We start from the raw sequence: 13,429 nt of genomic DNA on the forward strand, positions 1-13,429 counted from the left end.
TTCGAGTATGTACTTGTCACACTTTGGGTTCCGAGTTCAGCCTTTTTCGTTAACCCCAAATACCGAAATGTTCTTGGGGTTAGTCCCTCACTATGAGGCGATCCAAACCATCCTAGCTGCCGTGCAAATGGGAGAAGGGGTGATTAAGGTGACGGGAGAAGTCGGCACTGGAAAAACCATGGTATGCCGTAAGCTGATCGAGCAGATTGAATCTGAAGTTGAGCTTATTTACTTACCCAATCCAGTGTTGAATGGGGAACAGTTGCAGTTTGCTGTCGCCAGAGAGTTAGGTATCGAGAACGATGATCCGCTGCGCATCGTTTCCCTCATTCAAGAGCACTTGATTCAAGTACATGCCTTGGGAAAGAAAACCGTCTTGATCGTTGATGAAGCGCAAGCTCTTTCCCCACAAGCTTTAGAAACATTGCGTCTATTTGGCAACCTAGAAACGGAACAAGATAAGCTCATTCAATTGGTGTTATTCGGACAACCTGAGTTGGATGAAAGATTGGCTAACCATGAGCTAAGGCAATTTCGTCAACGCATTACGTTTAGCTGCCAGTTACGTCCTCTCTCTATCGATGAAGGCGTGGCTTACATCAATAATCGTTTAGATAAAGCAGGCAATGGGGCGCACATTTTTTCTATTGAACAGAAAAAAGCGATTTGGCGTTCATCCATGGGGATTCCGCGCTTGATAAACCAAATTAGCCACAAGTCGTTGCTTGCTGCATTTAATGATCGTTGCACACTATTAAAAAATCATCACGTTTACGCCGCTATGCACGATACGTTTGATGCCCGTAAACCTAAGTTTAAAACACCCGTATTTTGGGGATGGAGTCAACCTTGAGTGCCATCAATAAAGCATTATCAGAACTTGCTGAAAAAACATCGCCGTCAGAGCTTACTCGTGCGGAGATTCCAAGTGTCTCACGCAGTAAACCTTGGCTTTGGCTTGTCGCCGGTTTTTCGTTAAGCCTTGCGGTTGGTAGCTGGGCGGTCTCTCGCGGTCCTGTCCCTTCAGGCGAGCTATCACAGTTTCAAACCGACGCTATGCCACTGTCGTCTGTGAATGTCTCACCAATTGTTTCATCGGAGCGCACTCACTCGCCAACGAGTAAAATGACGCCCGATACAACTCAAGTGGTTTACACTAAACCAACCACACAGCCGGTAACGCAACAGCTTCACATGCAAGAGACTGATAGGTTCACGCCAAGAGCTGAGATAAATATCGCCTCTGATGATTCAGTTTTACTCGCGCAGTTAGCAACGATGCCGAGCGAGGAACAATACGATCACGTAACCCACACGACAGCAGAAAACAGTTCAATGAGTATTGAGCAGGTTGAGCTTACACATCGTCAGCTTTCCCTTAAGGCTGTTAGTCGAGCGGAAAAGGCACTCGATGCTAACGATATGCAAACAGCGTTATCGGCTTATGCCGAGGCGTTGCGTTATGAGCCAATGAATGCAGACACGCGTCAAAAGTTATCAGCGTTGTACTTTGGTAAAGGTGACACGCGTAAAGCATATGAGATTATTCAAGAAGGCATCAACCTAGATACGAACAACCAAGTACTCCGCTTGGCCTTGTCTAAGTTGTTAGTGAAAGCTAATCAACCTGAAGCGGCGCTGAGCCCGCTTGTTCATTTGCCTCCAGTACCAAGTCGAGATTACTTGGCGATGCGTGCGGCATTGGCACAAAAACACAAGCAAAATGACATTGCGCTTGAGAGCTATCAACTCCTCACTCAGCGTGAGCCGGAAAACGCGCGCTGGTGGTTAGGTTTGGCTATTCAACAAGAGCGCGCCCTGGCTTTTACTGCCGCGATTAACTCTTACAACCAAGCTCTGGGTAAAGTTGGCATTTCGAATCAATCGCAAGCATTTATCCGTGACCGTTTGAGCATCTTGAAAGAGTTGGAGAGCGCACAATGAAAATTCAGTTGAGAAAACGCTTGGGCGATCTTCTGGTTGAGGAAGGTATCGTCTCTGAAGAACAAATCCAGCAAGCACTAAACGCACAACGCAGTACCGGGCAGAAGCTAGGGGATGCGTTAATTGACCTTGGTTTTATTACCGAAAAGCAAATGTTGGACTTCTTGTCTCAGCAGCTTGGTTTGCCACTGATCGATCTTGGGCGTGCGCCTGTGGATGCCGAAGCCGTGCAGATTTTACCTGAGGTACACGCACGTCGCTTACGTGCGATGGTCGTTGCTCGAAATGGGGACACACTGCGCGTTGCTATGAGTGACCCAGCGGATTTGTTCATCCAAGAATCATTGATGAACTTGTTGGGCCAATACAACCTTGAGTTCATTGTGGCTTCAGAGCGTCAGCTCATTTCAAGCTTTGACCGCTATTACCGCCGTACTAAAGAGATCGCCTCCTTTGCTGAGCAGCTGCATGAAGAGCATAAAGATGTACAAAGCTTTGATTACGGTATTGATGAAGCCGATAGTGAAGAGGTTACCGTTGTAAAGCTGGTTAATTCCATGTTTGAAGATGCGGTACAGGTTGGAGCTTCGGATATTCATATTGAGCCAGACGATCAAGTGTTGCGTTTGCGCCAGCGTATTGATGGCGTATTGCATGAAACGCTCTTAAATGAAGTGAATATTGCATCGGCTTTGGTTCTTCGACTGAAGTTGATGGCACACCTAGATATTTCTGAAAAGCGCTTGCCGCAAGATGGCCGATTCAATATCAAAGTTCGTGGCCAATCAATTGATATTCGTATGTCGACGTTACCAACGCAGTACGGAGAATCTGTGGTAATGCGTCTGCTTAACCAGTCCGCAGGTTTGCGTCCGTTAGAAGAGTCGGGCTTGCCGCCAGACTTGCTTGCTCGCTTACGTCGACAGTTGGCGCGTCCGCACGGCATGATTTTGGTTACCGGGCCGACAGGTTCAGGTAAAACCACCACGCTTTACGGCGCATTGAGTGAGCTCAACGAACCTGGGAAAAAGATCATTACAGCAGAGGACCCGGTTGAATATCGTCTGCCTCGCATCACTCAGGTACAGGTTAACAGTAAGATCGATCTAACTTTCTCGCGTGTTCTGAGAACCTTTTTACGTCAAGACCCAGACATCATTCTTGTTGGTGAGATGCGTGATCAAGAGACGGTAGAAATTGGTCTGCGAGCTGCACTAACGGGTCACTTAGTATTGAGTACTCTCCACACCAACGATGCTGTCGACAGTGCGTTACGTATGATCGATATGGGTGCGCCGGGTTACTTGGTTGCTAGTGCAGTCAGAGCCGTGGTGGCGCAGCGTCTTGTGCGCCGAGTTTGCCCAGATTGTAAAACAGAAGACCACTTAGATGAGTCTCGTCAGCAGTGGTTAGCTGGGCGTTTCCCAAATCAAGTTAGCACCATTTTTTATAAAGGCGCAGGTTGCCAAAACTGTAACTTGACTGGTTATCGAGGCCGAATCGGTGTGTTTGAAATGCTCGAACTTGAGCAAGAGATGATGGATAAATTGCGCGCCAATGATGCGGTTGGCTTTGCGCAAGCCGCGCGCCGCTCAGAAAACTATAAGCCACTGCTTGCTTCTGCAATGGAACTGGCGCTACAAGGCACCGTCAGTTTGGATGAAGTGATGACCCTAGGTGAGGGTGATGCTTCTGGTAAGACTGATCCCATTTTCATATAGGTAAGTGAATGCCAACTTTTCGTTATCAAGGCCGCACGCTAGACGGCTCATCCACTAACGGCAAAATCGAAGCAGTGAACTCAGAAGCTGCGGCGGAAGCATTGATGAATAAAGGAGTCATCCCGCTCAATGTACGTTTAGAGAAAGAGTCGGCAAAAAGCCAAGTGAGCTTATCTAAGCTGTTTGTGCCTGCTATTCCGTTGGAAGTAATTATTCTTTTCTCTCGCCAGTTGTTTAGTTTGACTAAAGCTGGCGTACCTTTGCTGCGCTCTATGCGTGGCTTGTTGCAAAATTGCGAAAACAAACAGCTTAAAGAGGCGCTAGAAGATGTCGTTTCTGAACTGAGTAATGGCCGAGGTTTGTCTTCTGCGATGCAGCAACACAGTAAAGTATTCAGCCCACTGTTCGTTTCTATGATCAACGTCGGTGAGAATACGGGTCGGCTTGACCAAGCGCTATTGCAACTGGCGAATTACTACGAACAGGAACTTGAGACTCGTAAACGCATTAAAGCGGCGATGCGTTATCCGACGTTTGTCATTATCTTTATCACCATTGCCATGTTTGTATTGAATATCTTGGTGATCCCTGAGTTTGCATCGATGTTCATGCGCTTTGGGGTGGAGCTACCATTGCCGACGCGTATTTTGATCGCGACTTCTAATTTCTTTGTTAATTATTGGGTGTTGCTGGTTGTGGCAATGATTGGCGCGTTTACGGTGTTCAGAGCGTGGGTGGCGACGGCTGATGGTCGGGAGAAGTTCGATAAGTTTCGGCTTCGGCTGCCAATTGTAGGCGATATCGTTAATCGTGCGCAGCTTTCTCGTTTTGCCAGAACCTTTTCGTTGATGCTGAAATCAGGGGTGCCACTTAACCAGTCTTTGGCTTTGGCCGGGGAAGCCTTAGGGAACCGTTTTTTAGAAAACCGAATTCTTGAGATGAAGTCCGCGATTGAAGCGGGTAGCACCATTTCAGTGACGGCCATCAACAGTAAAATATTCACCCCATTGGTGATTCAGATGATTGCAGTAGGTGAAGAAACTGGTCGTATTGATGAGCTGCTGCTGGAAGTGTCGGATTTTTACGATCGAGAAGTCGATTACGATCTAAAAACACTGACCGCAAGAATAGAACCATTACTTTTGGTGATTGTCGCAGGCATGGTCATGGTGCTGGCATTGGGTATCTTCCTACCAATGTGGGGAATGCTCGACATCATCAAAGGCGGCTAATGCGTGGTTGAAAATCAAAGCCGAGCAACGCTTATTGTGTTTGGGGTTATTGCTACGATTATGGCGGTGGGTTTGGCGGTCAAATTACGTCCTGTGACCGAGCAAGCACAAGTAACTGGAGCGAAGTTAGCGAGAGTTTGGATGCAAGATAGTGTTCAGCGTTATCGTCAAGCTTGGCTAGTACAAGGCGAGCCAGAACATATGCTGATAGATGGCTTAAACCTTACTATGACTGAGGGCGGGTTAGTGTCTCCCTTTACTCAGCAAGGTGTATTAGATTGTGGTTATTGGCTAGCGGTGCATTACCCCCAACGTAAAATAATGACCAACAAGTTAATAGATATCAGTGGAGCCATCAAAACTGATCGTTATGTCTGTCACTACACTTATGAAAATGGTCAGTCGATTGTAGTTATCTCAACTGCTAATCAACTGAAAATAGACGTCGAAATGTCGGCGGAGTGAATTTTTTGACACCTAATTACTATAATTGGTAATGAAAGTCGGTATAATGCAATCATTACCATAAGTAACAGGCTGTAATCGTGGGTAAACAATAATGTGTTTTTCTCATTGCAGCATGAACTGAATAATGGCGAATCGTCATTCTGCTCAAGCGGTAGATACAGTATCCACTTCACGGTCAGTTTTAGTGAAGGTTGCTGCCCCAAACCGTTTTGACAATATCCAAAATGGTCGCGTGACCTAAACGAAACTTTGCAGTTGTACTGCATGCTTACATAGAGAGAGTAAACAATGAAAAGACAAGGTGGTTTCACCCTTATCGAATTGGTAGTGGTAATTGTAATCCTAGGTATTCTAGCGGTAACTGCAGCACCACGTTTCCTTAACCTGCAAGATGATGCTCGTGATTCGACATTAGAAGGTCTTAAAGGCGCTATTACAGGTGCATCTGGTATTGTGTATGGTAAGTCTGCAATTGCAGGTGTAGAGACTTCTTCTGATAGTTCAATTTCTGTTGGTACCGATACTATTGGAGTTGCTTATGGTTACCCTAAAGCAGCAAGCGACATTGAGAAAGTTGTAGATGGTGTTGGTTCTGGTAAAGATTTTATTGAAAAAACTGGTGATACAAACGCTGATACTAAGATTTACTTCGGTATTGAAAAATACACTAAAAAGTGTGTTGAGTACTCTCAAGCAACATCAAGTGCTGCTGCAACGGTTAAAGTTGTGACACCTGGTAAAGATAGCGTTGTAACTGCTGCATGTAATGACAAGGCTTAAGCTAAAGATTCAGTCAAAGGCCAGCTAGTCTGGCCTTTATCTCTTTATTTTGATTAATCTCGGAATAGTACATATGCGTAAAACATCGGGTCTTAGTGCGATAGAGTTTGTGGTTGTGCTGATTATCTTAGGTGTGATCGGTTATGTGGTATTACCAAGATTTATCAGCTTCGAGCCAGAAACTTACGAAGCGAAGTGGGAGCAAACCAAGCAGACCGCCGAGCACGTTTCTGAAACGCTGAGCAATAAAGAAACTTACGATCGAATTGAAGAAGAAATTGGTCGTTCAAAAGGGCAAAATAACTAGACATTGGTTATTTGTTCGTCTGTTCACACTTCGAATCGAAAAATTATAAACCTATCATTAATCTCATAATTTCATCGTATACTTATCTCGCTTGTTCTAAGCCTAAGGTTGGGTTATGAAAATTCGCAGCTCTGCATTAGGGTTCACGTTAATGGAGTTAATCCTCGTGATTGTTCTCCTCTCTATCCTTTCACTTTTTGCAGCCAGCCGTTTTATGGGATCTGGCAATTTCTCTGCATATGCATTACAAGAACGCGTGATTTCTGTGATTCGCCAAGTGCAGGTGAATCGTATGCAGTCGAATATCAGCATCCCAAACAAGCCTTATCCTGAAAGATGTCTACCCAGTAGCTACAAAGCTGGAGAGGACTCTAGCTACACAAACTTTTGTCTATCGATTACGAGTACTTGTATAGGATCTAGTGCAGCGTGCAATCTGGCTAGTAAGGAACGAGATGCTCGAAGCGATGTTGTTGTCGATAACTCAGCACAGTTTTCTATTATTAATGGTGCCTCTAGTCCCATTGAATTTGATCTATTGGGTAATCCTCTCAATGTTTCTTCTGCTGGTATTTCTATTCTTATTCAAGATAAAAACAGCCAAAGCCAAAGCCAGTGCCGAGTATTGATTAACCCTCAAGGTTATGTTTCGGAGGGAGCATGTTCATGAGAAAGCATATTGGTATGACGCTTATTGAGATGATCATTGCCATCATTCTTATGGGGATTGCGATGGTAGCATTTACGTCTTTTTTAGTTCCTCAAATTCGTGATTCAGCAATGCCTCATTATCAAATGCGTGCAGCAGCCTTAGGGCAGGGTTTTATGTCGCAAATATTGGCACGTGGCTTTGACCAGTGGAGTGATTTTGATGGTGGAGTTATTCGTTGTGAGGAGCCTAGTTTTAACCCTCATCCAGATAACCCCTCTAACGGTTGTTCGGCAACATTGGGTGTCGATACAAAATATGGCGAAATTTCTAATAATCCGAGTACTTTTAATGACGTGGATGATTACATAGGTTGTTGGAGTACACCGACGACAATAGGTCAGTGCCAAAGTGCGAAGCGTGGGAGTATTGCTGATGTATTAGGAAAGAGCGGTGAAGATAAATATCGCAATTTCCGTGTTGAGGTCGGAGTTGCGTACGACAACTTATCTGCGGCGAAAACGACAGGCATCACTAACTATAAAAAAATCACTATTACTATTTTTGCGAGCAACACTCAGCCATTAACACTCACTGCCATAAGAGGGAACTACTGATGAAAGCTCGTGGTTTTACCTTAATGGAAATGATCGTCACCATTGTGATCGGGAGTTTTATCATGCTGGGTATTGCGGGTTATGTTCAGCTTGGTATGAAAGGTTATGCAGATACAGTTGACCGACAACGTATGCAAACTCAAGCCCAGTTTGTGCTAGAGAAAATGTCGCGAGAAATTCGTCACGCAGTCCCAAACAGCTTTCATGTACCTACCGGAGCTACCAATTGCTTGGAGTTTATGCCGATTGAATATTCCGGTTTTTACACGCTGACGAATAACAACTTAGAGTTTCTGTTAGGCAATGACTCTACATTGAATCCTATTCCAGCGAATCGTTGGATGGTGATTAATCCAAATCGCTATGAAGACTTACAGCCTTCTTCTTCGCAGAGTTTGGATGTTGGTAATTTAGATAAAAGAGATGGTGTGTTTGTTGTCAGTGATGCAGCAAGTACTATTGGTGGCTCTTCTATTTCGAGTCGTCATTACATCTATCAAGATAAGTCTGAAGTACGTTACTGCTTCGAGAACAAGCAAATCACGCGCAATGGAATTACGGTCGCGGATAGTGTCGATACTTCTGTAAGTGATATGCACTATCTAGAACCAACGCTGCAACGTGGTGGTCTTGTACACATCAATTTAGAGTTCACTCAAAACGGGGAGCGTAGTGTTTACCAACAAGACGTGCAGGTGCTCAATGTTCCGTAGAAATGTCCAACAAGGTAGTGTTCTGATCGTCGTGTTGTTTGTCATCATTGTGATGGGGTACTTAGCTGCTTCTTTGATGAGAGTAAGTTGGTCAAACCAAAGTACATTAACGAGAAATTTTTTGGGTACCAAAGCTTGGTTTGTTGCTCAATCTGCCAATGAGTGGGCACTAACTCAGCTTTATCCATTAAACACAGATGGCTCGGTCATCACTGATGTTTGCTCTAAGATTGAAAACGGGAATACACCTCCTCCTACACAGATTACACAAGGATCGGGTTGCCGAATCAATACTATGACATGTTCAAATATCGGTACCTTTAACGCAGGTACCTCTGAAGCTGAATCTCTTTTTAGAGTGCAAGCCACAGCAGTTTGTGGTTCCGGGGTTGCACAAGTACAGCGACAACAAGAGGTTTGGGTTAAGGAATGAATTATATGATTCGTAAAAAAATACTAGTGATGATTACATTGTTGCTCTTTTCTAGCATCTCTTGGGCCAGTCAAAGTTGTAACGTTAAAAGTAACAAAGATTCGTGGGACATAAAATTTAAAATAACCAATGCTGAGATGTCTGAAACCGTTACGGCAAAAAAGAAAAATGGAGCCTCGGAAACAATCGTTTTCTGGACAGATGCACTAAGTGAAAAGGCAAGCGCGATATTTGCTGATAATAAAGTGTTGAAAAACGAAGACTATGAAGTTTGGATTTTTTATGATCCTGAAAATGCTGAAGCCCACAAAGCTGGATTAGCAACGTATTACATCAAATCTGGAACCGATTGGGAGTTCGTTGAGAGTGAAGAAGCTGATTTTACGTCATTGAATGGCGCTAATATTGCTCTTTCGTCATCCTCTCCGAGAATTACGTCCTTAAGTTGTCACGAAAATACAGAACATCCTAACATTATTAATCGTTCTCCTAAATTTGAATTTGGCACGATTGATTGCTCTTCTGGGACTGAATGTACAATCAAATTCGATAAAAAATTTAATACGGTACCCCTAGTCTTTGTTATGCCCGTTATTGATGCAAATTTAACGTCTAGAGATGATGGGGAAAGGATTACAGAATATCCATCTACCGTCGGAGTAAAGGACGTAACCAGATCAGAAGCCACAATTTATCAAGATTTTGCTCCGGCTGATAAAGCTGATGATGATGTTGATTTTATTGATAAGGATAAAACACCAGTAGGTAAAATTGACTACTTTGCCATTGAGCAAGGTGTCCTCGAGCTTGAAAATGGCTCGAAAATTGTGTCAGGAACCCTTCCTATTGGAGCTGGGGATGACTATATCGGGGACGGTGTGGCATCACATTATAGTTGCAAGAAGAATGGCTGTAATGAGACCGAGCAAAATGATGGCATTGAAATTAACTTTTCTGACTTTGGTTTATCAGGAGGTTTTACTAAAACGCCAGGCGTGTTAGTTCAAACTCAAACGACAAGTAACAAAGATATTGGGATCTCAGAGCATTGGGCAACAGCTTTGGCTCGTGATGTAACACTAAGGAGTGCTGTTATTGCCTTAGATAAATCCGAGGTTTATAAAACATTACGAAACAAAAAACTAGATGTCAGCTTTAACCCTGTTTCTGAGCCCGAAGTCGTTGCTTTTGTTGCAGGACAAGGGGAGGGGTTTAAGGATGGTTTGAAGTTTTGGTTGGGGTACGGTGAGACGGAATACACTTTGAAAAAGGATGACCCAGTTATTTCTCCAGTCTTGGATGGGTGTAAGGTTTACACCGATTTTCCTGAAGGTGTAGTTTTCGATGAACCACCTGTTCTAGTGGCCAACAAGAACTCTCGTAAAGGTAACAATGGCGGTTGGCTGCGTCGATGCGATGTCAGAACTTCAAGTGTCGCACTTATTAATGAAGAGGATATGCAGCGAGATAAAGAAAGAGGGCATACTGATGAGCAAGTTGGCTGGTTTATGTTTGAAAAGGCTAACCCTAACCCTATTTGTTCAGTTTTTACTTCCCCTTTGCAAACCTGGGCTGAGTATGATGATCAGGATAATATCATCGATGGTAACGGGACGCTAAGTATTCAAAATACAACAGTTAAAATCATAGGTACAAAAAAAAATAGTTCTGGAGAACGACTCGTTGGCTTTGAACAGAATAATATATCAGTTGCAAACCCCCAAACAATGAAAGTCTGTGATGGGCAAGCCTGTGTTGGAGATGCAGGGATGATACAGCCTAAAGAAGCATTGGGTGCTTTTTTAGGGGGGGCTAATTCGCTGAATTTAGCTGGATACACCGGTTATACCCAAAGTAAGGAATTGAGCGGTAGCGCGGAATACAAAAGTGTTAATATTCAAGAAGGTGGTACCCTCATTTTAAAAAACGGAACCTACTGGTTTGAATCAATATCCATGAATGGGAAGAGCGCCATAGTGGTGCCTGAGGGTGAAGAGGTTGTTATCCATACTAAGAAACTTTATATGACAAGTGCAAGTTTTATTGGCACTGTTTCTGACGATGTAATGCAAAGCAATACATCTAAAAATCCTGAAATTTATAGATCTAGCTCTCTAGACTTGGTTAAAAATGGCGGTTGGTTTGCTGATGACAGCTATTTAAGGATAAATGTACATAAAGACAGTTCGTTAAATGGTTCGGTACCATTTAAGATGGATAGCAATGCTATTTTTATTGGTATGGTTTATAACGAAAGTAACACATACCTAACCTCTAATGTTCAGTTTTATGGGGCATTGACGACAAAGGATATTAAGCTCGATAGTCATTCCCAAATAATTCGGTCATCAGGTTGCCTAGCACCAGTTAATAGCTATGAGCTTGGTATAACGCCAAGTACTCAATTGGCGTTGATGTGTGGCGAGGACACCCCAACATTCGATATCCTTACTCAAAACAACTCTGTTGGTGAAAGTTTAGAAGTCATTATTTCTATTCCTGATGCTGATAGTGTTGCATTTACTTTAGAAGCATCAGTTGGAAGCGGGAATGCTTGTTCGATAACGAGTAGTGCAGATCGTTGTAAGTTTATAAGCAATCGTAATGGCGAGCTTACGATTAGCGCGAAGGTGGACAACTTTGATGCTAATTTGGCTAAAACACGTTATCAGCTTAAAGCCATGCTTCTAGAAGATACTGATAATTCAAAAAGTGTCGATTTTAGTTTTGTCCCTTATAAATTTGATATCAAGTCTAGCAATCAAGATGAATGGGATAACTCTGCTATTTCAATGATTGCAAACAAACCTGTTGATATAGATGTTCGAGTACTTGCGTGTCCGCCATCGTCAGATCCGTCTTCTCCGGTCGTGCTCAAATATAATCATTCATTAAAGGGTGATGATGTATCTTCTCTAATTACAATGCCATCAGCGAATCAATCCGGTTCTATCTCGCTGTCTGGTCTAGATTTTAAGGACGGCCTAGCAAAATCTTCAGTTACGTTTACGGATTCAGGGGAAGCAACGATAACCCTAAAGGATTCAGAGTTTGATTGTGATAGTTTTGATGAGCTAAAAGACCCCGATACAAAAGAATGTCAAATCGACGGCGGTATCTTAAGTGGGGAGTTTTCTGTTAAATCGCGTCCATGGAAGTTTTCTGTTTGCCCTCAGAGCACTGAAGGTGAGTATGTTTCCGCAAATGGTAACAGTAAGAGTGGTAATGCTTTTGTTGCCGCTGGTCAGCTCTTTTCTGTTCGAGTCGCACCGCTAAAATACAATAGCCCAGAGTGTAGCGAGCAAGAACAGTTAACCCACAATTACTTTTTATCTGAGGCGTCTGCTGAGTTATCGTATACGCTCGATTCTCCAGTCGGTGGTATTTTAGGCAACTTGAGTGGCACATTGGTACGCAATGTGTCTGATGATAAAAAAATGGCCTATAGCTATGTTTTTTCCGATCTAGCCTATTCAGAGGTTGGAAGCATAAGTTTGTCTGCCTTGGAAACTGGGGCTTTTTATTCTTCAATAGAAGTTGATGGAGATAAAGGGGTCAAAGGTTCTCGTAAGATAGGGCGCTTTTATCCTGATAGCTTTGTGATCAATTCAACGAAATGGGATGCGCCAAAAAATCAAGGAAACATTTCGTATATGGGACAGAATTTCGATTTGGCAGAAGTATCGATACTCCCATACGGTATGGGCAGTAGTGCGCCATTGAAAAACTACCACTTAATTGATGGCGGTTATCAAGCTAAGCTTGCCGTTCAGGGGGATGGAAAAGTATCAAACAGTTTAATTCTTGATACATCGCTAGGTGATTGGCGAGAGAACCCCGATGTATCGGAGACTTCACAGTGGTATTTGCAGGACGCTTTTGCATATGTGACTAAGCCCCTTGACGAAAATGGACCTTTCAACACAAATGATCGACTCTCAAAAGCTACAGAGTTTAGTCTTGAAATATCGGGTAAAGACCCTGTTAGATTTAAAAATAGTTCTTCCGAGAGCTACAGTGTATCTGCTGTACTTCCTAGCCAACCTCCCGTTAGGTTTGGGCGAATGATGTTATCTGACGTGGGGGGATATCAAGGGCAGAAGTTGACAGTTCCTCTTTCTGTGGAATTTTGGAACGGTGAGCGTTTTGTAACTAATGCAGAAGATAACAATACCTCAGTGATTAACTTCATTCAGAAACAAACACCAATTTGGCCTGCTGATGGAACTGATTGTTCAGTTCTTTTAGAGGGGAATGCTACTGTTTCTGGAGGAAAAACACGGAAAATTAAAGCCCAACAAGACTTAGCTACATGTCAATCTTCGGTTCGTCAGCAAACAGAAGTTTGGCTAGGGCTCGACTCGAATGGAAGCAATGTCCCTTGGCTCAAGTACAACTGGGACAATAAGAAAGCTGGTGAAGAAAACCCATCCTCCGTCGTCACCTTCGGTATTCACCGTGGTAATGACCGTGTGATTTACCGTGGTGAGCCAGGGTTAACCGGACAGTAACAACTTAGGTTTTTGCCCTTAAGTTAGGAAACTGCAAGAAATTGAGGCTTTCTG

At 43.5% G+C, this 13,429-nt stretch carries 12 protein-coding genes; all 12 read left to right on the forward strand.

Features of this window, described 5'->3' with window-relative positions; genetic code table 11:
* The first annotated feature begins 7 nt into the window (after positions 1 to 7).
* The 12 genes from R7P74_RS18985 to R7P74_RS19040 all read left to right on the forward strand — a co-directional run bounded on the left by R7P74_RS18985 (position 8) and on the right by R7P74_RS19040 (position 13,375).
* Positions 8 to 853, forward strand: coding sequence for an ExeA family protein (locus R7P74_RS18985; protein WP_005381192.1), 846 nt, complete (start codon positions 8 to 10; stop codon positions 851 to 853).
* Positions 838 to 1,944: a tetratricopeptide repeat protein gene (locus R7P74_RS18990; RefSeq protein ID WP_406707381.1), complete on the forward strand. Its 1,107-nt coding sequence runs from the start codon at positions 838 to 840 to the stop codon at positions 1,942 to 1,944. Before R7P74_RS18985 ends, R7P74_RS18990 begins: the two co-directional genes overlap by 16 nt.
* A complete protein-coding gene (locus R7P74_RS18995) occupies positions 1,941 to 3,665 on the forward strand; it encodes a GspE/PulE family protein (protein ID WP_005381188.1) in 1,725 nt (574 codons plus the stop codon). Before R7P74_RS18990 ends, R7P74_RS18995 begins: the two co-directional genes overlap by 4 nt.
* Before the next feature lie 8 nt (positions 3,666 to 3,673).
* A complete protein-coding gene (locus tag R7P74_RS19000; protein ID WP_225474125.1) occupies positions 3,674 to 4,897 on the forward strand; it encodes a type II secretion system F family protein in 1,224 nt (407 codons plus the stop codon).
* Positions 4,898 to 4,900: 3 nt separating this feature from the next.
* On the forward strand, positions 4,901 to 5,362 hold the full coding sequence (locus tag R7P74_RS19005) for an MSHA biogenesis protein MshF (RefSeq protein ID WP_225474126.1): 462 nt from the start codon (positions 4,901 to 4,903) through the stop codon (positions 5,360 to 5,362).
* Positions 5,363 to 5,653: 291 nt separating this feature from the next.
* Positions 5,654 to 6,145: a type II secretion system protein gene (locus tag R7P74_RS19010; protein WP_170890900.1), complete on the forward strand. Its 492-nt coding sequence runs from the start codon at positions 5,654 to 5,656 to the stop codon at positions 6,143 to 6,145.
* A gap of 73 nt (positions 6,146 to 6,218) precedes the next feature.
* Complete coding sequence (locus R7P74_RS19015) at positions 6,219 to 6,452, forward strand: type II secretion system protein (protein ID WP_064368798.1); 234 nt, start codon at positions 6,219 to 6,221, stop codon at positions 6,450 to 6,452.
* Positions 6,453 to 6,567: 115 nt separating this feature from the next.
* The gene (locus tag R7P74_RS19020; protein ID WP_318123073.1) at positions 6,568 to 7,122 is read left to right on the forward strand and encodes a type II secretion system protein; all 555 of its coding nucleotides are present in this window, start codon (positions 6,568 to 6,570) and stop codon (positions 7,120 to 7,122) included.
* Positions 7,119 to 7,718 (forward strand): type IV pilus modification PilV family protein, encoded by a 600-nt coding sequence (locus R7P74_RS19025; protein ID WP_225474128.1) that lies wholly within the window; start codon positions 7,119 to 7,121, stop codon positions 7,716 to 7,718. Before R7P74_RS19020 ends, R7P74_RS19025 begins: the two co-directional genes overlap by 4 nt.
* Positions 7,718 to 8,431, forward strand: a complete 714-nt coding sequence (locus R7P74_RS19030; protein ID WP_262634454.1) for a PilW family protein — start codon at positions 7,718 to 7,720, stop codon at positions 8,429 to 8,431. Before R7P74_RS19025 ends, R7P74_RS19030 begins: the two co-directional genes overlap by 1 nt.
* The gene (locus R7P74_RS19035) at positions 8,421 to 8,864 is read left to right on the forward strand and encodes an MSHA biogenesis protein MshP (protein WP_225474130.1); all 444 of its coding nucleotides are present in this window, start codon (positions 8,421 to 8,423) and stop codon (positions 8,862 to 8,864) included. Before R7P74_RS19030 ends, R7P74_RS19035 begins: the two co-directional genes overlap by 11 nt.
* A 5-nt stretch (positions 8,865 to 8,869) precedes the next feature.
* A complete protein-coding gene (locus R7P74_RS19040) occupies positions 8,870 to 13,375 on the forward strand; it encodes a DUF6701 domain-containing protein (protein WP_318123074.1) in 4,506 nt (1,501 codons plus the stop codon).
* The last annotated feature ends 54 nt before the right edge of the window (positions 13,376 to 13,429 follow it).

The organism is Vibrio sp. 2033, from assembly GCF_033339735.1.